The sequence below is a fragment of the Actinoalloteichus caeruleus DSM 43889 genome (assembly GCF_000429185.2).
GTDB lineage: Bacteria > Actinomycetota > Actinomycetes > Mycobacteriales > Pseudonocardiaceae > Actinoalloteichus_B > Actinoalloteichus_B caeruleus.
Genome location: NZ_AUBJ02000001.1, coordinates 1998953 through 2024308, shown reverse-complemented (window position 1 = coordinate 2024308; position 25356 = coordinate 1998953). Strand labels below are relative to the sequence as shown.

20 protein-coding genes are annotated in these 25356 nt (G+C 73.7%); 11 read left to right on the top strand and 9 right to left on the bottom strand.

Annotated features, from left to right (window positions below):
- Window positions 1-15: 15 nt before the first annotated feature.
- Window positions 16-975 carry a zinc-binding dehydrogenase gene (locus G443_RS07005; RefSeq protein ID WP_051314346.1) on the bottom strand — a complete coding sequence of 320 codons (960 nt, stop codon included), beginning with the start codon at window positions 973-975 and terminating at the stop codon, window positions 16-18.
- 508 nt (window positions 976-1483) lie between these two features.
- On the opposite strand from G443_RS07005, the gene G443_RS07000 reads away from it, so the two are divergent.
- Window positions 1484-1957 carry an SRPBCC family protein gene (locus G443_RS07000; protein WP_026420518.1) on the top strand — a complete coding sequence of 158 codons (474 nt, stop codon included), beginning with the start codon at window positions 1484-1486 and terminating at the stop codon, window positions 1955-1957.
- Here the strand turns inward: G443_RS07000 and G443_RS06995 are convergent, their stop codons facing one another.
- A complete protein-coding gene (locus tag G443_RS06995) occupies window positions 1958-2251 on the bottom strand; it encodes an SDR family oxidoreductase (protein WP_245588960.1) in 294 nt (97 codons plus the stop codon).
- 79 nt (window positions 2252-2330) lie between these two features.
- Here G443_RS06995 and G443_RS06990 point away from each other — a divergent pair, with 79 nt between their 5' ends.
- Window positions 2331-2762 (top strand): hypothetical protein, encoded by a 432-nt coding sequence (locus tag G443_RS06990; protein WP_245588959.1) that lies wholly within the window; start codon window positions 2331-2333, stop codon window positions 2760-2762.
- Between the two features lie 194 nt (window positions 2763-2956).
- On the opposite strand, the gene G443_RS06985 is transcribed toward G443_RS06990, so the two are convergent.
- Both G443_RS06985 and G443_RS06980 read right to left on the bottom strand, forming a co-directional pair.
- Window positions 2957-3760 carry a hypothetical protein gene (locus G443_RS06985; protein ID WP_026420517.1) on the bottom strand — a complete coding sequence of 268 codons (804 nt, stop codon included), beginning with the start codon at window positions 3758-3760 and terminating at the stop codon, window positions 2957-2959.
- Window positions 3761-3963: 203 nt separating this feature from the next.
- Window positions 3964-5286 (bottom strand): acetamidase/formamidase family protein, encoded by a 1323-nt coding sequence (locus G443_RS06980; RefSeq protein WP_081715708.1) that lies wholly within the window; start codon window positions 5284-5286, stop codon window positions 3964-3966.
- Window positions 5287-5779: 493 nt separating this feature from the next.
- Here G443_RS06980 and G443_RS06975 point away from each other — a divergent pair, with 493 nt between their 5' ends.
- Window positions 5780-7375 carry a flavin monoamine oxidase family protein gene (locus G443_RS06975; RefSeq protein ID WP_026420515.1) on the top strand — a complete coding sequence of 532 codons (1596 nt, stop codon included), beginning with the start codon at window positions 5780-5782 and terminating at the stop codon, window positions 7373-7375.
- Window positions 7376-7666: 291 nt separating this feature from the next.
- Here the strand turns inward: G443_RS06975 and G443_RS06970 are convergent, their stop codons facing one another.
- The 3 genes from G443_RS06970 to G443_RS06960 all read right to left on the bottom strand — a co-directional run bounded on the left by G443_RS06970 (window position 7667) and on the right by G443_RS06960 (window position 10715).
- Entirely contained in the window at window positions 7667-8698 is a 1032-nt protein-coding gene (locus G443_RS06970; RefSeq protein WP_026420514.1) for an Acg family FMN-binding oxidoreductase, read from the bottom strand.
- A 359-nt stretch (window positions 8699-9057) separates the two neighbouring features.
- The gene (locus G443_RS06965; protein ID WP_026420513.1) at window positions 9058-9717 is read right to left on the bottom strand and encodes a response regulator; all 660 of its coding nucleotides are present in this window, start codon (window positions 9715-9717) and stop codon (window positions 9058-9060) included.
- 725 nt (window positions 9718-10442) lie between these two features.
- Complete coding sequence (locus tag G443_RS06960; protein WP_026420512.1) at window positions 10443-10715, bottom strand: DUF1876 domain-containing protein; 273 nt, start codon at window positions 10713-10715, stop codon at window positions 10443-10445.
- Window positions 10716-11226: 511 nt separating this feature from the next.
- Here G443_RS06960 and G443_RS06955 point away from each other — a divergent pair.
- On the top strand, window positions 11227-12138 hold the full coding sequence (locus G443_RS06955) for a universal stress protein (RefSeq protein WP_026420511.1): 912 nt from the start codon (window positions 11227-11229) through the stop codon (window positions 12136-12138).
- Window positions 12139-12681: 543 nt separating this feature from the next.
- On the opposite strand, the gene G443_RS06950 is transcribed toward G443_RS06955, so the two are convergent.
- Both G443_RS06950 and G443_RS06945 read right to left on the bottom strand, forming a co-directional pair.
- Entirely contained in the window at window positions 12682-12960 is a 279-nt protein-coding gene (locus G443_RS06950) for an SHOCT domain-containing protein (RefSeq protein ID WP_026420510.1), read from the bottom strand.
- Window positions 12961-13009: 49 nt separating this feature from the next.
- Complete coding sequence (locus G443_RS06945; protein WP_026420509.1) at window positions 13010-14008, bottom strand: Acg family FMN-binding oxidoreductase; 999 nt, start codon at window positions 14006-14008, stop codon at window positions 13010-13012.
- 989 nt (window positions 14009-14997) lie between these two features.
- Here G443_RS06945 and G443_RS06940 point away from each other — a divergent pair.
- The 7 genes from G443_RS06940 (at window position 14998) to G443_RS06910 (ending at window position 25039) form a co-directional block, all read left to right on the top strand.
- Window positions 14998-17406, top strand: coding sequence for an HAD-IC family P-type ATPase (locus G443_RS06940; protein ID WP_051314345.1), 2409 nt, complete (start codon window positions 14998-15000; stop codon window positions 17404-17406).
- A 411-nt stretch (window positions 17407-17817) separates the two neighbouring features.
- A complete protein-coding gene (locus tag G443_RS06935; protein ID WP_245588958.1) occupies window positions 17818-18891 on the top strand; it encodes a hypothetical protein in 1074 nt (357 codons plus the stop codon).
- Window positions 18892-19411: 520 nt separating this feature from the next.
- Complete coding sequence (locus G443_RS06930; protein ID WP_211237619.1) at window positions 19412-20887, top strand: sugar ABC transporter ATP-binding protein; 1476 nt, start codon at window positions 19412-19414, stop codon at window positions 20885-20887.
- Window positions 20884-21900, top strand: a complete 1017-nt coding sequence (locus tag G443_RS06925) for an ABC transporter permease (protein ID WP_026420506.1) — start codon at window positions 20884-20886, stop codon at window positions 21898-21900. The genes G443_RS06930 and G443_RS06925 overlap by 4 nt, the downstream gene beginning before the upstream one ends.
- On the top strand, window positions 21897-22925 hold the full coding sequence (locus G443_RS06920) for an ABC transporter permease (protein WP_026420505.1): 1029 nt from the start codon (window positions 21897-21899) through the stop codon (window positions 22923-22925). Before G443_RS06925 ends, G443_RS06920 begins: the two co-directional genes overlap by 4 nt.
- On the top strand, window positions 22922-24109 hold the full coding sequence (locus G443_RS06915; protein ID WP_026420504.1) for a substrate-binding domain-containing protein: 1188 nt from the start codon (window positions 22922-22924) through the stop codon (window positions 24107-24109). Before G443_RS06920 ends, G443_RS06915 begins: the two co-directional genes overlap by 4 nt.
- Before the next feature lie 66 nt (window positions 24110-24175).
- Window positions 24176-25039, top strand: a complete 864-nt coding sequence (locus G443_RS06910) for a sugar phosphate isomerase/epimerase family protein (protein ID WP_026420503.1) — start codon at window positions 24176-24178, stop codon at window positions 25037-25039.
- Window positions 25040-25356: the final 317 nt, after the last annotated feature.

The following is a 25356-nucleotide window of genomic DNA, read 5'->3' as shown; positions in this document are numbered from 1 at the left end:
GCGGCCGGAGACCGTTCAGTCCCCGATGGTCACCGCGACCTTGCCGCAACCGTGCGGCCGTGGTGCCGCGCCCAACTCCGAAGGCAGGTCGGACAGGCTGATCACCCGGTCGATCACCGGTTGCAGCGTCCCAGCGTCCACGCAGTCGCCCAGCCGGCCCAGGAGTTCCCGGTCGGAACGGGCGACGACGTTCACCGCCGTGACGTCCCGCTCGGCGAGCGCGGACACGTCCGCCCCGCCCCGGGTGCTGGCGACCCGGCCACCCGACCGCACCAGCTCGGCGAGCGTCGCGAACCGGTCGGCGTCGCTGACCAGGTCCACCAGCCCGTCCACCCCCTCGGGGTACCGTTCCCGGACCTCGGACGGCCAGTCCGCCGAGTAGTCGAGCACCTCGACCGCCCCGAGCAGGTGCAACAGGGTGCGGTCCTGGGGCTGGCCGGTGCTCACCACCGCCGCCCCCCGGGCGTTGGCCAGTTGGACAGCGAAGGTCCCCACCCCGCCCGAACCCCCCACCACCAGCACGGGACCCCGTGTCGGGGCCACCAGTCGACTCCGGCGCGGCGGGACGACCACGTCGACGGCGAGCAGCGCGGCCGTGCCCGCCAGGGGCAGCACCCCGGACTGGACGAAGTCCAGCGTCACCGGTCGACGCGCCAGGCGGTGGGCCGGGGCCACCAGATACTCCGCGAACGCCCCCGGCCCGTCGGGGGCTCCCGGCGGGAGGAAACCCACCACGCCGTCACCCGGCGCCAGGTCCGCCACCGCCGACCCCGCCTCCACGACCAGGCCGGCGAAGTCCAGACCCAACGGCCGAGGGCGCCCGTCACGCGCCGCCGCCACCACGTCGAGGTCAGCGCGGTTCAGCGAACTGGTGAGGACGCGGACCAGCACCTCGTCCGGGGCACCGATCGAGGGGGCGTCCACCTCCGCGACACGCGGTGGCGCGCCCTGCCCGGTGAGCACGGCCGCTCGCATGTGCTCCCGCCTCCCTTGCCTGGTGGCCTCGGCCGCGACGCGGTTCCGGTCGGCCCGGGGGAGTCCCGTGACCGAACACGCTAGCACTGGAACGGTGTTTGCGCAGGTCACGGCGGCGTCCTGTTGGTAGTCGGCCAGGAGTGGGGCCGCACCCGGTGCCGCGCTCGCGCGGGGTTCACCCCGGTGACCGGCCCCGGGGCGGCCCATCCGTGGGCGGGCGACCGGCGGCCACCGGCACACCGGACGGCCTGGTCGGCCACTGGAACACCGGATGGCCTGGTCGGCCACCATCGTCCACTCCCGAGCCGCGCCGTGACGCGCCACCACCGAGCACCGGTCAGGCCCACCTCCGCCGAGCCGACCGGCGCGCCCGGGGCGATCGCCCGACCGGAGACCACCTGATGGTGTCGGTGCCGAACACGTGGCGCGTCGGTGTCGACACGCAGAATGACCGCCGGGCGACCCGCCCCGACCACGACGCGCGACCACCGAGGAAAGGACAGCGCCGATGGCCCCCGCCGAGATCACCATCGCCCCGGACCGCCAGGACATCACCACCACCGTCACCTTCGACGCCCCACCGGCGGCGGTGTTCCGCGCGATCACCGACCCGGAACTCATCCCGCGCTGGTGGGGTGCTGGCAACTTCGAGACCACCGTGGAACGGATGGAGCTGCGGCCGGGTGGGCTGTGGCGCTACGTCAGCCGCGACCCGGCCGGCACCCCCTACGTCTTCCACGGCGTGTGCCACGACGTGGACGCGCCGAACCGGATGGTGCAGACCCTCGAGATGGAGGGCCTGCCCGGGGGTGTGCAACTCGGCGTCTTCACCTTCGAGGACCTCGGTGGCCGCACCCTGCACCGCCAGGTGTCGGTGTTCCAGTCCGTGGAGGAACGCGACGCGTGGGTCCAGCCCGGTATGAGCGAGATCATGCGGGAGGGGATGCGCCGGGTCGGGGAGATCGCCGAGGGGCTGTCCTGATCAGCCCCGGCGGAACCCGCCCTCCGAGTTGATCACCTGGTCGGTGACCCACCGGCCGTCGTCGCCGACCAACCAGCTGATCAACCGGGCCGGGTCGTCAGGGCCACCCCACGCCCCGCCGGGAAACCGCCGCCGCACCTCCTCGTGCGCGGCGGGCGGGGCGTAGCCGGTGTCCACCGGACCGGGGTTGACCGCGTTCACCGTGATCCCCCGGTCCGCGAAGTGGTCGGCGAGACTGGGGGTGATCGCCGCCAACGCGCCCTTGCTGGCGGCGTAGGCGATCTCGTCCCGCATCACCCCCACGTTCTGCCCCGAGGTCAGGAAGACGATCCGCCCGCCGGGGCGCCCGTCGTGCTGGCGGCCGAACCGCGAAGTGGGCGTCGAAGTCGGCGGCCTCCAGCACGTCCAGCGGACCGTCCGAACCGCTCAACGCCTGGTCGCGCACCAGCGCGTCCACGTGCCCGAGGCGCTCCACCGCCGTCCGCGTCAACTCCGCCGGACCGGCCGGCCGGGCGAGGTCGACGTCCCCGTGCGCGACCACACCACCGGGGCGGGCGCACTCGGCCACCCCGGCGACGACGGCGCCCACCCCACCCGGGTCCGCGCCCCACGGCTGCCGTTGGTCGTGCGGGAGGTGGTGCGGGAACAGGTCCGCGCCCAGCGCGGCCAACCGGCGGGCTACCGCGTAGCCGATGCCCGCCCGCCTGCTCACCCCGGTGACCAGTGCGGACCGTCCGAGCAGCGGGAGCGGCGAAGGTCGGAGCTCGGCCGGGGTGGGGAGACTGCTCACGGGAAGTCCTCCTGAGGAGCCGGGGCCACGCCGGATGACGTGGACGGGCCGGGGCCGACAGTAGGGCGTCGTTCCCACGGCCGACGAACCCCTTTCGACCCCACCACCCGGCGCGGGAGGCACCCGGCCCGACGACGCGCCCGGACACCCGCCCCGGTCGGGACGTGCGCGTGATCCGCGGCCCCGACGGCTCCAGGGACAGGGCACCGTCAGAACTCGACCTCGGGGCGAGGGAGCTCCACCACCACGTCCCGGTCCGCGATCCCGTGCTCCTCCCCGGGCCCGGCGCCGATCCCGCCCGGCAGGTACCAGACGTCGACGTCGTCGCCGGGGCGCGGCATCCGCGTCGGTGCCACCTCCACGGTCACCGAGGTCACCACCCGCCGGTCGTCGTCCCGGAACCCGATCCGCAGCCGACACGGCGTCCTGTTCCCGCTGACCACCGTTCGGGCTGTCGCCTCCGCCACGTCCAGGACGCGGCCCGTGACGAAGGCACCCCGTTCCCGCACCGACCGCCGCCGGTCGGCCTCCTCCCGCTCGCCGCGCAGCGTGCGCGCGGCCACCAGGGCCATCAGTACTCCACCGGCCAGGAACCACCAGAACGTCCCGGCCAGGGACCCGAGCGGCCGCACCCCCTGGGAGTCGAGGGCCAGGTAGGTCCAACCGAAACCGAGCGCGTACCCCAGGCCCACCTGGCCGAAGAACGACCACAGCGGGGAGACGCCCTCCGAGGTCGCCACCGCGCCCGCCACGGTGAAACCCGCCGCGAGGGTCAGCAGGAGCCCGAGCACGGCACCGATCCCGATGATCGCGACCATGACGGCGGTGCTGGGACCGTCGGGTAGGTGCGCCGCCCAGATCGACGGACCGATGCCGTGCCGCACGGTCACGACGTTGACCACCAGCGCCAGCGCCGCGAACACCATCGCGCCGACGGGACCCACCCGCCCGGTCTCCCCGGACCCGTCCCGCTCCTCGTCCCGAGGCCGTCCAGTGACGTCCTGACCGGTCATCTCCACCTCCGTGATGCCGGTGATCCGAGCCCTGGAGCGTAACCCCCCACCGTGACACCGGGGTGTCGATCGGGCGGACATCCGCACGTCCGCGACGCCGGACCGGAGACGGCCCAGCCCCGTCCCCACCGCGGCCCCGGTGCGACCCGGAGGCGCGGCGTGCCCGGCGCCCGCCCACGGGAGCGGCGGTTGGGGCGCCGGGGTCAGGCGAAGTCGGCCTTGCGGATCAACCCGTGGATGCCCGTGGTGCGGTCCACCACCTGCGAGACCGCGAAGTCCGCCGCCGCGCTCAGGTAGGCGTGGGCGACCGGTCCCTCCATCCCCAACTCCTCGGTCAGGAACGCCATCGCGTGGCGGACCGCGGTGCGCATCGCCGCGTCCAACCCACCCTCGGTGCCCTCACCATCGCTGAGCCCGATCGGGATCCAGTGCTCCGGCGTCTCGGCGAAGGGATAGGTGAACGCCGTGCGCGGCGCGTCCCCACCGGGCGGGACGGCCGTCAACCGGACCGTCGCCCGCAGGGACCCCTCCATCGCCGTCAGCGCGACCTCCCCGTCGCCCTGCGCCATGTGCGGGTCGCCGGTGTAGAACAGGCCACCGTCCACCCGGACCGGCAGGTACAGGGTGCTGCCCACCCCCAACCGGCGGATGTCGATGTTGCCCCCGGCGTCGGTCGGTGGCACCGAGTCGACCACCTCGGAGGTGTCCCGGGCCACGCCCATCACCCCGAGGAACGGCGCCAGTGGGAAGCGGTTCCGCACCGGGCCGGGCAGCGTGCCCACCAGCCGCCGCCCGTCCCACTCCGCACGGGCGAAGACGCTGATCTCCCCGCCCGGGTTCACGTACTCCGACAACGCCGGATCCCCCACCCAGGCCTCCGGGTACTCGCCGGGCAACGCACCCCGCCCGTGGCGGTTGGACACGACCCCGTACGGGACCCGTAACCGCAGATCCACCACGTCCACCCGGAGCACACTGCCCGGCACGGCGCCGCGCACCGCGACCGGCCCGGTGATGATGTGCGGGCCAGGCCCGTCGTGCGGTGTCTCCCTGGCGATCCGGATCGCGTCCCACAGCACGTCCCGGGCGCGGACGCCGAAACCGCCGAAGTAGCCCCTCGGGTCCCGGCCCTGGTCCTCCAGCAGTCCTTCGTGGGACACCGTGTCCAGGGTGACCAGCGATCCCGAGTCGACGGTGGCCACCGGCCGGGTGGTCCGGTTCGGCAGCCGGCCCCACGTCACCGACCCGGCGTCGGCCGGCACGTAGGTCCCCCGGTGCCGCCCGCCGGGCTGCACCACCGCCAGGTCCTCCGGGCCGCCCGGGCTGCCCGAGGTTCCCGGGGCGGCCAGCGCGCCCCCGGTGCCGCCGACCAGTGTTCCCCCGGCGGCCAGTCCGGCGGTGGCCAGGACGAAACCCCGCCGGCCCAGCCCGGACCGCAGGGTGCGTGCCGCCTCCGCGCCCCTCCCGTGACCCTGTGCACCTCGGCCCCCGATCGGGGTGTCGCCGTCGTTCGCGCGCCGCGTCATGGCTGACTGGCTCCCTTCGTCGACGGGGAGCCAGCGGGCTCCCCCGGAAGGGCATGGCACCAACCGCGCATGTCGTCCGTGTTGCCCTGATCGCACCACCCCGTGTCGACTGCCCGCCCGGGGATGTCCACCACGTTGCCGAGGTGCCGGGCGCACGCCCATCCCCGGCCGCACACCCGCGTCGCCGAGCTCGGCGACGCCGCCACCAGGGGGAACGCCACCGGAGATCCGTCGGAGCGGGAGTTGACGGGAACGTCGTCCCCCCGACCCCGTCGTGGCCGGTTCGTGACCCCGCACCACCCCGAGCCGACCGAACGGCCCCCAGCGCTGCCGCCGGCGGGGCAGCACCCGTTCCGCTCCGCCTCGGGCGCGAGGACCGCGACCCGAGGGGTGACGGAGAAAACCCACGACCTGGCAACCCGAGGATCACCCGGCCGACACGTCCCACTCGGACGCTGCTGCCCAACCGGCGAGAAAGGGGAGGGATGGCGCGATGCGATCCGAGGTGACCAGGCGGGACCTGCTGCGGACCATCGGTGCGACCGGCGGGGCGGGAGTCCTGTTCGAGACGATGACGGCCCTGGGCCTGGCCCCGGACCACGCGGACCGGCACGGCCCCGACTTCCACCCCCCACGACGAGCCGAGGTGGCCGGCGACGACATGCCCACCGTGCTGGTGATCGGTGCGGGAGTGGCCGGGCTGACCGCCGCCTACGAACTCGGCAAGGCCGGCTACGACTGCCGGGTCCTGGAGGCCAGGCACCGCTCCGGAGGCCGGAACCTGACGGTGCGGGGCGGCGACGAGGAACGCGACCTCGACGGCCGGACCCACCGCGCCGAGTTCGCCGACGGCCAGTACATGAACGCCGGCCCCGGCCGGATCGCGCAGTCCATGGTGACCCTCGACTACTGCCGTGAGCTCGGCGTGCCCGTCGAACCGTTCGCCAACCAGAACGCCAACGCCTACGTGCACCGGGAGAACGGGGCCGGCCGGGGAACGGCCGTCCGCTTCCGCACCGCGAAGGCCGACGTCTACGGCTACGTGGCCGAACTGCTGGCCAAGGCCACCGACCAGGGCGCGCTGGACGACGTGCTCACCGCCGAGGACCGGGAACGGGTGCTGTCCTTCCTGGAGGGCTTCGGCGCGATCGGCGGCCGCGCCGACGGCTGGGCCTACCGGGGTGGCAGCCGGCGGGGCTACGCGGAGGAACCCGGCGCCGGGGAACGCCCGGGAGTGGTGCTGGGTCCGCCGCCCACGCTGTCGGAGGTGTTCGCCAGCCAGGTCGGCAGGGCCTTCTCCTTCGAGTTCGGTGTCGACCAGGCGATGATGATGTTCCAACCGGTGGGTGGCATGGACGCCATCGTCACCGCCCTCGAACGGGCCGTGGGCGTCCACCGCGTCACCCACCACGCGGAAGTGCGCGCGCTGACCACCGGCGCCGACGGGGTGCGGGTGGTCTACCGGGACGCCCGGGGACGTGACCAGGTCGCGACCGCCGACTACTGCGTGGCCACCCTGCCGCCCCGACTGCTGGCCCGGCTCGACCACAACCTCGGCCCCGAGGTGTCCGCCGCGCTCGCCCAGCCCCGGCCCACCGCCTCGGGCAAGATCGGCCTGGAGTACCAGGGCCGGTGGTGGGAGCAGGAGGAGCGCCTCTACGGCGGCATCACCCAGACCGACCTCGACATCACCCAGATCTGGTATCCGTCGCATGGCCACCACGAGGCTCGGGGGGTGCTCATCGGCTACTACGTGAGCGGGCAGCGCGCCGTCGAGTTCGGGCGGCTCTCCCCGGCAGAACGCCTGTCCCGGGCGGTGCGGGCCGGCTCGCGCATCCACGGCGCCCGCTACCGGCGCGGCCTGACCTCCTCGTTCTCCATCGCATGGGAACGCACCCCCCACATCGAGGAGGGCTGGGCGTCCTGGCCCTCGCGGTCCTCCGGGCACTACGCGCTGCTCACCCGACCCGCCGGCCGTGTCCACTTCGCCGGAGACTGGTTGAGCTACCTCGTCGCCTGGCAGGCCGGGGCGTTCCTCTCCGCACGGGACGCGGTGACGAACCTGCACCAGCAGGTCCGCGCCACGTGAGCCCGGCCGGCCCGGGAGCGCAGGGGACCCGGATGGTGGGTGAGCGCGCCAGGCAGGAGGTGCGGGGTGAGCCGAAGCCGTCCCGTCCTCCACCGGCCCGGGGCTGGCGCGGTGCGTGCGGTCGCCGAACCCCGCGCTCACCCCGCCCACGTGGTCGACCCCTACCCACCCGACACCGCGAGGAAGCCGAACCCGGCACCACGAAGCCGACTAGCGCCGGGCCGGGCCGGGGGCGCAACCCTCGGACACCGGCGGCCGACGCGCACCCCGGGCGCCTACCGACCGACGGCCTCAGCCGGGCTCCGCCACGGGGGGCAGACCGGTCGTGACCTCCCGCGCGGGCCGGCGGGGCGTGGGCAGCGCCGGGTAGCCGTACCCGATCCGCAGCACGGTCTGTGGGTGCCCCTGCGAGCCGACCAACCGGTCCAGCTCCCGTTTGACCGAGGGCACCTCCATCGGCTGGGAGACGAAGGAGGTGCTCAACCCGGCCGCTGTCGCGGCCAACAGCACCCGCTGCATGACGTGGCCCCCCACGAGCTGGGCGTGCTGGTCGTCCTCGTTGGTCAGCACCACACCCAGTAGCGGGACCTGCTCGTAGGGGCGCGGGGGCCGGCGACCGCGACCATAGCGCCGGAGAGTGACCAGACCCTCCTCCAGGGGCGGCGGGCCGCTCGAACGGGCCGGCACTCCGTCCCTGACACTGGCCACCCCCGTCGTCCAGCACCGCAGCTCCGCCATGAACGCGTCATCGTCGCGCTGCGCCGCCTCGGCGCTCCTGATCAACCGGGCGAGGTCGGCGAACCGCGTCGGCTCGTCGAGGAAGTCCAGCAGACCGCTCTCCAACTGGGCTGCCCTGCGCAGCCCGTGCCGCAGCGGCTCAGGTGGCTGCTCCTCGGCGAAGGGCCGTCGGTTGGTATGCCGACGGGGAATCGCCGACGCCAGCGTCCGTTCCTCCCCAGTGGGGCGGTGTGTGCCCGCGAGCCTGACCACTCCGAGCAGGTCCGGGACATTCCGGTCGGGCAGCAGCTCGGTGGCGGCCGCGATGCCCCGTGCTCGCGCCTCCAACCGCAGGTTGAACAGGGCCGCCCCGCAGGCCAGCCGCGCCTCCCTGCCGTCCGGGTCGGCCACCCCGAGCAGCCGGGTGCGGTCCAGGTGCAGCGCGATGCCGTCTCCGCGCGCCTCGAACCGCCATGGTTGCGTGTTGTGGGGTGATGGTGCCCGCGTCGCGGCCGTGACCAGGACCTCGGCGAGAGCCTTCACCTCGTCCGCGTCCCGGATCCGCTCCGACGTGCCGGTGGCCGTCGTCGTTCTCGTCGTGCTCATCAGTCTGTCCTCGCGCCCAGCCCACGCGGTGGTCGGACACCGCCCTTGTGCACATCCTCTGCTGGCCGGCCTCCCCGAGACAGGGACCCGTGGTCCGGTCCCGGCGGGTCCTAGGGCCCGAGACGGACACGAGCCGGGAGAGGGGCGGCTGGCCGTCCGCTCCCCACCGGGGCGCCGGTCGTATCATCGCCGGAAGGCCGGTGCCGAGGTGCGGGCCCCGGACTCCACCGGGGGCTGGTGCCTGCATCGCTCCGTCGGTGCGTGCGCGGGCCCCACCACGTCCCACACCCATGGGGGCGGGCGCACCTCGGCGTCGTCGCGGGTCTTCCCGGTCGGGCCGTCGACGGTGGCGGCGGGTGTCAACGGTGCGGGCGGCGGGTTGTGGCCTGCTTCGTCGCGTAGACGGCGGCCTCGGTCCGGCGGGCGAACCCCAGCTTGTGCAGCAACGACGACACGTAGTTCTTCACCGTCTTCTCCGCCAGGTTCAACCGACGACCGATCTGCCGGTTGGTCAGCCCGGTGGCCACCAGGTCCAGGATCCGTTCCTCCTGCGGGCTCAGATCGGGGTACCGGGGGTCGCGCCGTTCCTCGCCCTGCCGCAACCGGGCCAACACCAGGTTGGTGACCTTGGCGTCGAGAAGGGACTCCCCGGCCGCGACCGCCCGCACCGCGTCGACCAGGCCGCTCCCGCTGATGCGTTTGAGCAGGTACCCGGCCGCGCCCGCCATGATCGCGGCGAACACCGCCTCGTCGTCCGCGTCGTCGGAGGCCAGCATCAGGCAGGCCGGCGGCGGGTCCACCGTCCGGCGGATCTCCCGGCACACCGACACGCCGTCCCCGTCGGGGAGCTGGACGTCCAGGATCGCCACGTCGGGCCGGAGCGCCGGGATCCGCGCGAGGGCGTGCGCGGCGTCGGCCGCCTCGCCCACCACGTCCATGTCGGGCTCGGCGTCCAGGAGCTGGGTGATGCCCCGTCGCACGATCTCGTGGTCGTCGACGATGAACACGGAGACCGCCACCGTGACCTCCCGGCGTGACCACGACGCCCGCCCCTCGGCGGACGACGTCGACTCCGGACCGGTGCCCCGGACTCGTCAGGGCCCCTGTCCCTGCCCCTTCTACGGTAGTCCTTCCGGGGGACCTTCGCCGGTCGCGCACCCGGGCCGTTCGGCGGCGACCCCGAGGGGCCGACGGGACCTCGTGCCCGGGCCGGAGTGGGCGGGGCGTCCGGATCTCGTGGGCGCTTCGCGGTGGCCGTGCGGTGCGGTTGGAGCTGGGGTACGGCGGCCGGGCGACCTGCGGGCTGCCGGCCGCGCGTGGCCGGCAGCCCGGGGCGGGATCCGCCCCGGAAGCGCCCTCGCGTGCCCCTGAGGCCAGGCTCCACTGGCGATCCCGAGGGGAACGACAACCACCGTTCCCCGCGCCGACGAGAACGCCAGTCGTGACACGGCGGACGCGGTGTCGCCAGTGGGGCACCCCAGCCGTTGACCTCCCAGCAGCGGAGACCGCCCTCGAACGCCATCCCCGACCGGGGTCGCGCTCAAGGGTGAACGAAAACAGGAGGTGGTGGCCCGCCGCCGTTCCGTTCGGGGCGGGTCCACCCGCCGATGTTCCTCCTCGGGTCGCTTCTTCTCGTCGGCCGCGACGGCCGCGAGGAGGCGGACGGGCCCTGCCCGCCGGTCGGGCAACGCCCCGGGAATCCCCGGGGTTCACACCCGTGCCTGGCCCGCCCTCGCGGCACTCGTCACACCCGCACGAAGGCGGGCTCACGCGTCATCGACTCGATGTCGGTCGCCGTGATCCGGGCCAACTGGCGGGACAGGTCGGCCAGCGCGCGGGCTACCGCCAGCTCGTCGCCGATCTGGGGCACGTTGTCGTCCGACACGTTGCAGCGCGCCCGTCCCGCACCGATGAGCGGCGGCTGCGCTTCCGTGGTGTACAGGCGTGCCTCGGCGTGCGTCTCCCGCCCCTCCTCGACCACGGAGACTTCGATGTTCCAGCGCTTGACGTACTCCATGACGGCCTCCTCTCCCCGCTGGGATGCCGCCAGCATCCCGCCGCCGGCAGGCGCGGAGCAGGGTCGAAGGTCCCGCCGACCGCCCGCCGGGCAACCGGGTCGCGGAGGGCCCCGCGCCTCGGCACGAGGACAACCCCGGAGGCAGGCGGCGGGAGGCCGGCCGAACGCTCGGCCTCCCGCCGCCCCCAGGGCGCCGCGCGACGCCCCCGACCCGCCGACCGGAGGTGGGCCGGCGGCCCGCGGCGCAGCGGACCCGGCCCGCCTCGGACCGGCCCGTCGAGCCTGGCAGGCCCCGAGGCTGCTCCTTCGGAGGGGAGACGGAGGTCCCCTCCTCACGGGTCGGAAGTCCCGAGCGAGCGGACCGCCCGCCTCGTACCGTCGAACCCGGAGACGGTGGCACGGACGCGGGCGGGGCGATACCGCCGGCACGGGCAGCCCGCCGGTGGGCTCGGCGAGCTCACCCCCGATCCCGCCTCCGACGTGGAACCCGGCGGACCCTGGGGAGGACGCGATGACCACCACAGTCGGCCACCACATCGTGGTCGGGGTTGACGGCTCCGACGCGGCGCTGAACGCGACCCGGTGGGCGGCGGAGGAGGCGCGGGAACGCCGGGTCCCCCTGGTGCTCGCGCACGCCTACCTCCCGCTGTTCGTCACCTACCCCGGAGTGGTCACCACCCCCGAGTCGGTGGACGCGATCATCCAGTCCCAACGCGACGATGTCGCCCAGTACCTGAACCGGGCCACTGAGGTCGCCACCGAGGTCGCCCCGAACGTCGACATCCGGCCGGAGACCCGGATGGAGGGTCCAGTGCCAGCCTTGATCGAGTTGTCCCGACAGGCCCGACTGATCGTCCTCGGCTCTCGAGGCCGGGGCGGCTTCTCCAGCCTGCTGGTGGGCTCGGCCGCCACCGGACTCGCCGCCCACGGGCACAGCCCGGTCGCCGTGATCCGTGGCAGGACCCCCACCGGGCCGCCTCCGGAGACCGGGCCGATCGTCGTCGGGGTCGACGGGTCCCCCACCAGCGAACGCGCCATCGCCTTCGCCTTTGACGAGGCCGCGTTCCGGGACGCCGACCTGCTCGCGGTGCACACCTGGGTCGATGCGGCCTTCGAGAGCGATTTCGAACTCACCAGGAACATGGTCGACTGGCAGGCGGTGGAGGCCACCGAGGAGCGGGTACTGGCCGAACGCCTCGCCGGCTGGCAGGAGCGGTACCCGGACGTTCGGGTGCGACGCATAGTGGTGCGAGACCGCCCCGCGCCGGGCCTGTTGAGCCAGGCCGAACGGGCCAGGATGATCATCGTGGGCAGCCGGGGCCGTGGAGGCTTCACCGGCATGTTGTTGGGGTCCACCAGCCGCACCCTGCTGCACCACGCGTCCTGCCCGGTCATCATCGCGCGGCCGGAGGACCAGTCCTGACCCACCCGCGCCCGCCCAGGAGGAGGCCGACAAGCTGGGGAAGCGCGCGGAGGCATCGTGCGGGTCCGTCGCTCTCGGGGGCGGGCGAACCTCAACGCCACCGGCGCGGCCGCGACGCCACCCAGCTCCCGGGAGGCCCCCGCGTCCTCGGTACACGGGCAGTGAGGCCGGGTGCGGGGACCGCGGCTCACGAACGAGCTCAGGCCCCATGAAGCGCCGCTTCGTGGCCTCCAGCTCTCGCGGACCCCCTGTGCTCTCGCGGACTCCCTGGGGGAGCGGCGGCATTCCTGGGGCAGCGACCGGTGATCATGATCAGCTTCCACCCAACGAGGTCCAGCCAGCGATGCCCCACTTCCCCCGGGGTGCCTGGGACGGCCTTCCCCTGGTGTGTGGGACGGCAGGGGGGCACCACCCCTCGTCGGTGGTGTCGGGCGAACCGGGGTGCCCCCGCCACGGTGTCCGGCCCGGGCACCTCCCCCAACCCGAACCCCGTGGCGTCGCCGGGCACGGCGCGCCTGGTGTCGGTTACGGCGGTGCCGACGGTCAGTCGCCAGGTGAGGCGCCGTCGTCCCTGATGACGTGCCGCCGTCGCCGGTACTCCTCCTCGTTGATCTCGCCCCGGGCGAAGCGCTCGTCGAGGATCCGCCTGGCGCTCTCCAGGCCGGTCTCGCGCATCGTGCCGTCCGCCCGGTGCGCGCCCGAGGTCCCACCGGCGACGCCGCGCCGGACCAGGAACGCAGAGAGGGCGATGGCGACGATCAACAGCAGGAGGACGACGAAGAATATCCAGGGCCCTGGGCCCCAGGTCGGTCCGTAGTACATCGGGACTCCTTCCTCTGCCGCCTCGCGTGTCCACGCGGCCGGCACGGCCCTAGCGCACGGGTGCCGCGCGCTCCACGATCTCCGCGAGGGGGCGGCGCGGGGTCTCGGCCAACGGGGGAGCGTTGAGCAGTGGGCAACCCACCCGGACCACGATGTGCGGGTAGGTCTCCGCGTCCAGCACCCGTTCGCGCAGCGCGTCCCGGGTGATGGGCACTTCCAGGGCCTGGCTCAGCGGACAGCTCACCAGCCCGTGCTCGGCCGCGCACAACAGCACCGCGCTCAGGGCCTCCCCGGCGCGCAGCCACGACATCCGGTCCTCCCGCGCGCTGCCGAGGACCAGCAGGGTGCCGGCGTCCGGATCGTTCAGCTGGCGGGGCGACCTGGGCAGTTCCCCACCGGGGAACCGCCGGGTCGGCACGTCGGGGTCCCCGGCGCCGGGGGCCAGGGTGTTCGCGGCCGGGACGCCCTCCACGTCGTGGGACAGGCGCCCGCTCCACGCGGCCAGTTCCGAGAGGTAGGCCTCGTCGGACTCCTGCCGTTCCGCCGCCTCCCGCATCGCACTGACCAGGCGGTACCGGGTGGCCGGGTCCGTCACCGGGCGCACGGTGACCCCCTGTTCGGCGGCGCGCTCCTCCATCTCCCTGATCAGGGCGGTGGGCACCTGCCACAGGTCGTACCGGCGCCGGTCGCTCCGCCGCTCGGGGATGGTCGAGGCCGTGCGACGCTCCTCCTCGGTGGGCTGGTGCGGGTGGGTGCGCACGGCGGCCAACAGCGACCCGTCGGTGGGATCGGGAAGTCGGCGCACCTCGGTCGCCCACCCGGCCGCCGCGAGGGCCACCCGGAGGTGGTGCAGGGCGGCTCCGCAGCTCATCAGGACGTCCCACCCCCGGGGGTCGGCCACCGGGAGCTGCCGGCCCCAGTCGGCGTACAGCCACACCGCACCCGGCTCCCAACGCCAACGCCACGGCTGGGTGTTGTGCACCGAGGGCGCGCGGGTCGCCTGGTCGACGGCCGACCACAGCACTTCCTCGCCAGGCCCGTCCGACATGCTCACCAGCTCCCGGAGTCGACTCGGTTCCGTCGGTCCGTCATCACGACGTTAGGCCCGTCCCGGGTGGGAGGGCAGGGACCAAAGCCCGCCTCCCCCGGCGACGAAAGCCCCGGCGGCGTCCCCAGCCATGCCCCCGTCTCCTCGGCGGGTGCCGGGCGCACGGCGGGAGCGGGGACGGTCGGACCGGCCGGGCCTCCCCAGGCCGCGCGGGTGGTGCGTCGTCCCAGCCCCGAGTTCGGCGGCGGCACCGCGGGCCGGGGCGGAGGATGCGGGCCGAGCGCTCCTCGGGACCGCGTCGTCCACGAGGGCGAGGTCGAGGCCCGGCCTGGGCGCGTTCGCGCGTGGTGCTCCCGCCGCCCCGGGCGGCCCTGGCCGGCTCCGTCCAACGGCGCCAGCAGCCCCGCCCGACCCCCGACCGCGCTGGTGGCGGGTCGCGGCGTCGGCGGAACACCGGCCATGAAATCCTCCTGGTCTCGGGGACACACGTCGTCGACGGGACCGCTCCAGGTCCGCGATGTCCCCGCCGACCGGTCCGGGAACCACCGATGCGGCACCGACGCCGCGTCGGCGGAGCCAGGACCGAGTGAGCCTGGGGAACCACACCCTCCCCGCATGCCGACCGGTGGTGCCGTCGGCGGTCGCGCGTCGAGGCCCCGACCGGGCCGGAACCGGCCGTTGGCACCAAACCCTGGCTCTTCTCGGGGGCATCCCCGAGGAGATTCAGGGACCTGACTGACCGATGCCCAATGTGTCCACGACCCCCAACTCCTAGAGTCGTGGACACCTCGACCCAAGCGACGGAGGGACGGCCGCAGGAGCGAGCAGCGCGACCAGGACGTGGGACACCGCGCGACGAACCGTCCACCCGGTGGTGGGGGACCGGAGGACGGGAGCGGGGATCCGCGAGGGCCGGGGCACCAGGTGCCCCGGCGATGCCATTCACCCGCGACCACCCCGGGTGAGACCATCGACACGGAGAAGCACATATGTCGCTCGCTGGGGTGACCGGCAACGCGAATGACGGAACACGCGACCTGCTCGACGGCCTCACCGCCGCCGACGTCGCACAGCGGGTCGCCGCGGGACAGACCAACGACGTGCCGGCACGGGCCAGCCGGAGCGTCGCGCAGATCATCAGGGCCAACGTCCTCACCAGGATCAACGCCATCTACGCCGTGCTCTTCGTCCTGGTGATGTCCACCGGCTACTTCCTGGACGGTATCTTCGGCGTCCTGATCGTCGCCAACAGCGCGATCGGCGTGGTGCAGGAGCTCCGCGCGAAGCGGACCCTGGAGAAACTCGCCATCATCGGGCAGAGCCGGCCCCGGGTGCGCCGGGACGGCCAGTCCGCCGAGATCGCCCCGAACGAGGTCGTCCTCGACGACGTGATCGAACTGGGTGCGGGCGACCAGGTGGTGGTGGACGGGACGGTCCTCGCCGCCGAGGCCCTGGAGGTGGACGAGTCGCTGCTCACCGGCGAGTCGGACCCGGTGGTCAAGGCGCCGGGGGACCGGGTGCTCTCCGGGAGCTTCGTGGTCGCCGGTTCGGGTGTCTACACCGCGACGAAGGTCGGCCGCGACGCCTACGCCGCCCGGTTGGCGGAGGAGGCCAGCAAGTTCACGCTGGTGAAGTCGGAGCTCCGCTCGGGGATCGACAGGATCCTCAAGGTCATCACCTACCTGCTGGTGCCAGCCGGGCTGCTCACCATCTACAACCAGCTCGCCGGTGACCAGGCGTGGCCGGAGGCGATCCGGGGCATGGTCGCCGCCCTGGTGCCGATGGTGCCCGAGGGGCTCATCCTGATGACCAGCATCGCCTTCGCCGTCGGCGTGATCCGCCTGGGCCGCTACAAGTGCCTGGTGCAGGAACTGCCGGCCATCGAGGGGCTGGCCAGGGTGGACGTGGTGTGCGCCGACAAGACGGGCACGCTGACCGAGAACGGGATGCGCCTGGCCGAGGTGCGGGTGCGCAACACCGGGGAGTCCTCGGCGAACGCGGCGCGGGCGTTGGCCGCGTTGGCCGCCGCCGATCCCCGCCCGAACGCCAGCCTCCAGGCGATCGCCGAGGCGCACCCGAACGACCCGGGCTGGACGGTCACGGGCACCGCGCCCTTCTCCTCGGCGCGGAAGTGGAGCGGCGCCAGTTTCGGGGAGCACGGCAACTGGTTGTTGGGCGCCCCCGACGTCCTGCTGGCGGAGGGGAGTGTGGAACGCGCCGAGGCCGAGCGGATCGGCGCGCGGGGTCTGCGGGTGCTGTTGCTCGCCAGGTCGGACCGACCGGTGGACGCCGAGGACGCTCCCGGCCGGGTCAGCCCGGTCGCGCTGGTCGTGTTGGAACAGCGCATCCGGCCGGACGCGAAGGACACCATCGACTACTTCCACGACCAGCGGGTCGGGATGAAGGTCATCTCCGGGGACAACGCCACCTCGGTCGGCGCCGTCGCCAGCGGCCTGGGACTTCCCGGGGCCGACCGGCCCGTGGACGCGCGGACCCTGCCCTCGGAGCCGGAACCGCTGGCCGACGCCGTGGAGGCGGGCACGGTCTTCGGCCGGGTCGACCCTGGGCAGAAGCGGGCGATGGTGGGGGCGCTCCAGTCCCGGGGCCACACGGTGGCGATGACCGGCGACGGGGTCAACGACGTGCTGGCGCTCAAGGACGCCGACATCGGGGTCGCCATGGGCTCCGGGAGCCAGGCCAGTCGTGCCGTGGCGCAGATCGTGCTGCTGGACAACAAGTTCGCGACGCTGCCCAAGGTGGTCGCGGAGGGCCGCCGGGTCATCGGCAACATCGAGCGGGTCTCGAACCTGTTCCTCACCAAGACCGTCTACTCGGTGCTGTTGGCCCTGATGATCGGCATGGCCCAGGTGCCCTACCCGTTCCTGCCCCGGCACGTCACGATCACCGCGTGGTTCACCATCGGGGTGCCGGCCTTCATCCTGTCCCTCGCGCCCAACACCGAGCGGGCGCGGTCGGGTTTCGTCGGGCGGGTCATGCGGATGGCCATTCCCGCCGGCATCGTGATCTCGGTGGCGACGTTCGTCTCCTACCTGCTCGTCTACCAGGGGCCGGGGGCCAGCCAGGTGGACCGGATCCAGGCGGGGACGACGGCGTTGATCACGTTGATCGTCATCGCGTTGTGGGTGTTGGCGATCGTGGCCAGGCCCTACTCGTGGTGGAAGGTCGGGTTGATCCTGGGCATGGCCGGCCTGTCCACGGCGATGTTCCTCATGCCCCTGACCCAGAAGTACTTCGAGCTCGACCCCAGCAACCTGGCGGGCACGGCCAAGGCCCTGCTGTGCGGGGGTGTCGGCATCCTCGTGGTGGAGGCGGTGTGGTGGGTCAACCGGTGGTGGTCGCGGCGACAGGCCGCCGTGGGTGAACCGCTGCCCGCCTAGCCGGGGTGGCTCGCCCCGGGAGCGGAGGCGGGCCGACCGTGGTGACGGGTGCGCGTCGTGGGGCGGGAACCAGGAACAGCGGTTCCCGCCCCGCCGCGTCGCGGCGGTCGGTGGTGGCCCGGGCCGGAGGCGCGCGGGGTGAGCGGTCGACGCGGCGAGGTCACCGGGGGCGGCGGTGCCCCGGGATCGTCCTGACTGGGCGGGGCGGCCGAGGCCGGGCCCAGCCGACGGCTTCCCCGTCGGTTCGGCGGGCACCGTCCCTTCAGTGATATGTAAAACCAATTCACTTCGTACGTGTCCAGCCACTCCAGGCCACGGGCCGCGGCCATACCCGCCGACCGTTCCCCGACCGTCGCCGGACCGACCCGCACCCGTCACCCACGGGCCACCGTCCCCACCTACGGTCCGGCCATGCGCCACGGACACCAGCACCCCACTCCCGCCCGGCTCGGCCGCCGCGCCCTTCTCGCGGCCGGCCTCGCCTCCGGCGCCCTCGCCGTCACCGCCGGAGTGGCCCAGGCGGCCCGCCCGGGCCCGGCCCGGGGCCCCCGGGATGAGGCACCCCGGGTGGTGGTCGCCACCAACGAACCGTGGGGGACCTACCACGTGGCGCCCCTGCTCGACGAGGCCCGGGCACGCGGCCTGGACCTGGTGCAGCTGGTGCCCGACCTCGACGGCGTCGCCCCGGACGACCCGGTGCCCGTGGCCACCCCCGACCAGGTCACGACGGCGGACCTGCTCGTCGTCACCGGCGCCGAGCCCTGGCCGGTGGAGTGCGTGGACCGGTTCCGCCGGCTGCCCGTCGCCGCCAGCACCCTCGCGTACCTGCGTCCGGAGGAGGCGGAAGGCGCCAACCGGGTGAGGTCCCGTATCCGGGCCGTCACCGCCTCGTCCCCGGCGGACGCCCGGTCGTTCGCCGCCCACCTGGGCACCTCCCGACGGATCGACGTCGTCGGCTCCCCGCAGACCGACTCGCTGCCCACCCGCGACCCCGAACCCGGCCTCGCGCTCGTCCTCACCAGCGTGACCCACCCCGACGAGACGGGCGGGGCGGCACCCGGCGCGCGACTGCTGCTGGAGGCGGCCAGCCGGCTGCGCGCCGCCGGCTGGCGGATCCTCGTCGGACTCCACCCCCGCGAGGACCCGGCGCTGTGGGGCGAGTACGAGATCAGCCCCGTCAGTTCCCTGGAGAGCTCGGCCCGGGCCGAGGTGGCGATCGGCATCCCCGGCACCGTCTTCCCGCTCATCGCCGCCGTCGGCACGCCCCTCGTCGGCTGCGTCGACCCGGGCCTGTCCGTCCCCGACCACCTGCGCGCGGTCTGCTCCGCGACCATCCAGGACGCCGACCGGGCGGCGTCCGAGGTGGAACGGGCGACCCCGCCCGACCCCGCCGTGCTCGCCGACGCGGTCGGCCCGGTCGGCGGCTCGGCGCGGCGGCTCCTCGACGCGTGGCAGCGGGTCGCCGCCACGTCCCGACCCGGCTGACCCCCGCGACCCGGCCCGCCCCGCACCCCCGGGGCGGGGCGGCACCTCCGGCGCCGCCGCCGGGACCGGGGTGCGGCCGGCGCGGCCGGTTCGGGGCGGCGACCGGGGACGACGCCCACGCCCGCGAACCCCCTGGCGACCGGGCCTGGGACACCTCGCCCCACCGCCGGGCCGACCAGGGGAGCCGGCGGACGACGCGATGTCCCCATCCGGACACGAGCCAATCGCTCGTTCGGCGGTTCCGGTCACCCGAGGTAGCACCGGCCCGCCGGCACCACTGCACCGTCCGCCGCCCACGCCTGCCCTGGAAGGACGAGCCGGTCCGGCATATCGGTGGACGAACGGGACCACCATTCGTTCGTCTCGAATCCGAACGATACGAAAAAGGAAAACCGTTAACCCGACGAGACGCATCCGCACTTCTGTCCTGCGCCGACGAAAGCCTCTACCGTGACGGCGAGGGACGGCCTGCGGAGGTTTGGTGAATCAACGGGGAACACCACTGCTCACCGTGCGCGGAATGTCGAGGAGTTTCGTCGGAATTCGGGTGTTGACCGAGGTCGACCTCGACCTCGCCCCCGGTGAGGTGCACGCCGTCGTCGGGGAGAACGGCGCCGGGAAATCCACGCTCATGAAAGTCATCGCGGGCGTGCACCAACCCGATTCGGGGCGGTTGGAGATCGACGGCGTACCCCACCGTTTTCCCGATCCGGCCTCGGCCCGCCGCGCCGGAATCGGCATCATCCACCAGGAACTCACCCTGTTGCCCGACCGGACCGTCGCCGAGAACGTGTTCCTCGGACGCGAACCCGTCGGACGCGGCCCGCGACGGCTCCTCGTGGACCGCGCGGCGATGGTCGAACGCACCCGGGCCCTGCTCGCCGAGGTGGGAGCGGTCTCCTTCGACCCGGGCACCCTGGTGCGACGTCTCTCCGTCGCCCAACAACAGGTCGTCGAGATCGTCAAGGCCCTCGCCGGGGACGCGCGGATCCTCGTCATGGACGAGCCGACCGCCCCGCTGGCCGAACACGAGGTGGACCTCCTGTACGACCTGGTGCGGCGGCTCACCGCCCGGGGCATCGCCATCCTCTACATCTCGCACCGCATGCGGGAGATCTTCGACCTCTCCGACCGGGTGACCGTCCTCAAGGACGGCCGGGTCACCGGCACCCTGGCCACCCGCGACACCGACCGGGACGAACTCGTCCGGCTCATGGTGGGCCGCGAACTCCGCGACTACCACCCCCCGCTGGCCGCCCCCGGCGACCTCGGCGAGGTGCGGCTCGCCGTCCGGGGCGCCGGCAACGACCGGCTGCGGGACATCACCGTCGAGGTGCGGGCCGGGGAGGTGGTGGGGGTGGCCGGCCTCCAGGGATCGGGCCGCACCTCCTTCGCCCGGGCGCTGTTCGGGGCCGACCCCCTCACCACCGGGGAGATGTGGCTGGACGGGAGACCGGTGCGGCCGAACTCCCCGCGCGCCGCCATCCGCGCCGGCATCGCCCTGGTCACCGAGGACCGCAAGGGGCAGGGACTGGTGCTGCGGCAGCCGGTGCTGGACAACGCGCTGCTGGTGCTGCGGGCGGCCTTCGCCGGCCGCCGCCGGGCCGAGGTCGAGCCGGTGGAGGTCGGCGAGCTGCTCACCAGGCTCGACGTCCGGGCCGGGGCCAGCGACCGGGAGGTGCGGTTCCTCTCGGGCGGGAACCAGCAGAAGGTGGTGCTCGCCAAGTGGTTGGCGGCCCGCCCCCGGCTGCTCGTGCTCGACGAACCCACCCGGGGCGTGGACGTCGGCGCCAAGGCGGCGATCCACGAGTTCGTCCGCGACCTGGCACGGCAGGGCCTGTCGGTGGTGATGGTGTCCTCCGAGCTGCCCGAACTGATCGGCATGAGCGACCGGGTCCTGGTGTTCCGGGACGGCACGATCAGCGGGGAGCTGCCCGCGCGGCCCAGCGAGGAACGGATCATGCGGTTGAGCACGGGCGCGGAGGTGGCGGTGTGACGGCCCCCTCGGTGACACCGACCGGCCGGTCCGGTGCCTTCGTCCGACTTCGACCGCGCGGGCCGGTGGGCGTGGTCTACCTCGCCCTGGTCGGCGTCTACCTGGTGGGGTGGCTGGCGGTCGCCGCGCGGGGCGGGGACTTCGTCACGGTGGGCAACACGGTCACGATCCTGCAGAACTCGGTGGCCCTCGGGTTGGTCGCCGTCGGGCAGACCTACGTGATCCTGGCCGGGTCGCTGGACCTGTCGGTGGCCTACCTGGTCAGCCTGACCAGCCTCGTCACCGCGCAGACCATGCAGACCGCCGGTGTCGTCCCCGGTGTGCTGGCCGCCCTGGCCGTGGCCGCCGTCGTGGGACTGGCCAACGGTCTCGTCGTCACCCGGCTCGGGGTGAACGCCTTCATCGCCACCCTGGGGATGGCGCTGATCCTGCGGGGCTACCTGGAGCACAACTACACCGGCCCGGCCGGGGCGGTGCCCACCTCCTTCCAGCACCTCGGCTACGACCGACTCGGCCCGGTGCCGGTGTCGGTGTTCCTGCTGGCTGCCACGGTCGCGGTCACCTGGTTCGTGTTGCGGCGCACCCGGCTGGGGCACCACATCTACGCGGTCGGCGGCGACGAGGAGGTCGCCCGGCTGTCGGGGGTGCCCACGACCCGGACCCGGGTGACCGCCCACGTCCTGTGCGCCCTGTGCGCGGGCCTGGCCGGGGTGTTCCTGGCGAGCCGGTTGGGCGCGGGGGCGCCGTGGGCGGGCACCGAGGCGCAGTACGACCTGGTGTCCATCGCGGCCGTCGTGCTGGGCGGCACCCTGCTGGCCGGTGGCCGTGGCGGAGTGGCCGGCACGGTCGGCGGGGTCCTGATCCTGGCCACCCTGGACACCGTGTTCGACCAGCTCGCCGTCGATCCGTTCTTCAAGAACGTCGTCCGGGGCGTCGTCATCGTCGTCGCGGTCGCTCTCTACGCGCGGCGCGGCGTCGACGTCCGACGCCGCGGGATGCGGGGTGGGTCATGACGGGGACGGAGCCGGCGAGCGGCGCGGCGCACCTCCGGTGGCGGCCGGCCCCGCTGGCCGGGTTGCGGGCGGTGGCGCCGGTGCTGGTGCTGCTGGTCGCGTTGCTGGTCGCGTTGGCGGTCGTCGACCCCGGGTTCTTCGATCCGGAGCGGCTGCTGGCGTTCCTCCGGCGTTCCGCGCCGTTGGTGATCCTCGCGGCCGGGCAGTACCTGGTGATCGTCTCGGGTGGTTTCGACCTGTCGGTGGGGGCGGTGGTCACCGCCGGGGTGGTCGTGGCGGCCGAGTTGTTCAACCTGGCTCCCGGACTGCCGTGGCTGGTGGTCGTGGCCGTGCTGCTCCTCGGGGGCCTGCTGGTGGGCGTGGTCAACGGCATCGTGTCCACCGTGTTCGCCGTGCCCTCCTTCATCGCGACCCTCGGCATGATGCTGGTCCTCCAAGGGGCGGTGTTCTTCTGGACGCAGGGCGCGCCCCGGGGGTACCTACCGGAGGACTACCGGATGCTGGGGCGCTCGGCGGTCCCCGGCGCCGAGTGGCTGCCGTGGGCGGTGGTGGTGCTGGCCGTCGTCGGCGTCGCGGCCGTGCTGTTCATGCGCTCCGACACCGGCCGAACGCTGGTCGCCACCGGTGACAACGACGTCGCCGCCGGGCTGGCCGGGGTGCGGGTCGCCCGGTTGCGGATCCTGGCGTTCGCGCTGTCCGGAGTGGCCGCCGCGGTGGCCGCGATCCTCGTCGGCGGGTTCACCGGGGTGTCCGCGCAGGCCGGTTCCGGCTACGAGTTCCAGGCGATCACCGCCGTCGTGCTGGGGGGTGTCGCCCTCGGCGGCGGCCGGGGCTCGGTGGTCGCGGCGATGGCCGGCGCCTTCTCCCTCCAGGCCCTGTTCACCCTGCTGACCCTGCTGGGGGTGTCCGGCGCGTTGGAGTCGGCCGTGCAGGGCGTCATCGTCATCACCGCCGTCGCGGTCGGGGGGATCTCCTGGTCGCGGCGGGCCACGAGGACCCATCAACCCGTCAGGGAGTCGGTATGAGAACGAGAACGAGGACGGTCGGGGTGGCGGTCGCGGCGGCCGCGCTGCTCGTCGCCGGCTGCACCAGTGACCTCCCCGACGCCGGGTCGGGTCCCACCGCCGGGGACGAGACCGGGGCGGACGCCACCGCCTCCGAGTTCTTCGACCAGGCGGAGTACGAACGGCAGCTGGCGTTGCGGGAGGCCACCCCGGACGGTCCGGCGGACCGCCCGTGGGAGCAGGCGCTGGAACCGGAGTACGTGCCCACCGAGCAGTACCAGCAGGACGGGCCGTACCACCTGTGCTTCTCCAACGCCGGCCTGTTCAACCCGTGGCGGTCCGTGGGGTGGCGGACGATGCGGGCCGAGGTGGACCTGCACCCAGAGATCGCCGAGTTCACCGTGCTCGACGCCCAGGGTCAGGACGACAAGCAGATCTCCGACATCCAGTCGTTGGCCAGCCAGGACTGCGACCTGCTCATCGTCTCCCCGAACACCACGGCCACGTTGACCCCGGCGGTGGCCGCGGCCTGCGAGCAGCTGCCGGTCATCGTGTTCGACCGGGGCGTGGACACCGACTGCCCGGTCACCTTCATCAGCCCCATCGGCGGGTACGCCTACGGCGCGGCCGGCGCCGAGTTCCTGGCGGAGGAGGTGGAACCGGGCGGCCAGGTGTTGGCGCTGCGCATCTCACCCGGCGTGGACGTGCTGGAGCACCGGTGGGCGGCGGCCGAGCGGGTGTTCGAGGACAGCGACCTGGAGGTCGTCGGCGTCCAGTTCACCGAGGACGACCCGGCGACGGTGAAGAACACCGTCTCGGACTACATCCAGCGGTTCGGCGGCTTGGACGGCGTGTGGATGGACGCGGGCGCGACGGCGGTGGCGGCGGTGGAGGCGTTCGAGGACGCCGGGGTACCGGTTCCCCCGATCACGGGTGAGGACCAGCAGGACTTCCTCCAGGCCTGGGACGAGCGGGGACTGACGGCGGTCGCCCCCGGCTACCCCACCTTCCAGTGGCGGACGCCGGTGCTGGCGGCGCTGCGGGTGCTCGGCGGCCAGGAGGTCCCCGAGCAGTGGGTGCTGCCGCAGCCGGTGATCACCCAGGACACCCTCGACGACTACCTCCAACCGGACATGCCCCCGCAGCACTACGCGCTGTGCGGCTGTGAGGACCTGCCCGACTTCCCCGCCGCCTGGGGCGGGTGAGCACCCCACGCCAGGCAGTCGGGGACCCGGTGTGGTCGAGGACCGGTTCGAGACGAAGGGACGGGCATGTTCGCACTGGGCGCCAACACCTGGATCTGGGGTTCCCCGCTGGACGACGGGGCGGTGGCCACGCTGCTGCCCCGGCTGGCGGCCTGGGGTTTCGACGCGGTGGAACTCCCGGTGGAACAGCCGGGTGACTTCGACCCGGGGCGGGCCGCCGAGGTGCTCGCCGAGCGCGACCTGGACTGCGCCGCGGTGATCGCGGTGATGTCCGAGGGACGTGACCTGGTCGGTGCGGGAGCCGACGTCGAGGCGACCCAGGAGTACCTCCGGCACTGCGTGGACGTGGCCGTGCGGCTCGGGTCCGGCGTGGTGGGCGGCCCGACCTACGCCCCGGTGGGTGCGGCCTGGCGGATGGACCAGGCCGAACGCGCCGACGTCTACGCGCGGCTGCGGGCCGGCCTGCGGCCCGTGCTCGACCACGCCGCGGAACGGGGCGTGGTGCTGGCCGTGGAACCGCTCAACCGGTACGAGACGAGCGTGGTCAACACCGTCGACCAGGCGCTGACCGCCCTGCGTGGTCTGCCGGAGGAGGCGGTGGGCCTGATGGTGGACACCTACCACCTCAACATCGAGGAGCGGAGCCTGGCCGGGGCGGTCCACGCCGCCGGGCACCGGATCGCCCACGTCCAGGTCTGCGCCAACGACCGGGGCACCCCGGGAGCCGACCACCTGGACTGGGCCGGGTTCCTGGGCGCGTTGCGGGACGTGGGCTACCGGGGCGCGTTGTGCGTGGAGTCGTTCACCGCGCACACCGAGTCTATCGCCAGGGCGGCCTCGGTGTGGCGGCCGTTGGCCGAGTCGCAGGACGCGCTGGCCGTGGAGGGCCTGGCGTTCCTGCGGGGCGCCCTGACCCGGCTGGGCACCTAGGCGGGGCGGCGTCCCGGCCTCGCCGCCCGCGAGGTCGCTCACCGCCGGGCACCCGGGCCGGGGAAGGGAAGAGGAAGGGAAGGGGAGGGGAACGGAGCAGGACAGCATTCGTCGGCCGGCGAATTCCCGGACGCCGCACCTCGCCGGCGTGTGATCGCGCACCGCGTTTCTCCCCCTTTTCGTCAGAACAGTCGAGGTGGTCCCGACCGGCGATTCCCATGCCGGTCGGAATCGAGGCGTGCCCACGATGTTCCCGCTGGTGGGAAGGCCGGAAAATGGGGACGGAAAACGGGAAAACCGTTTTGTGTCATGGACAT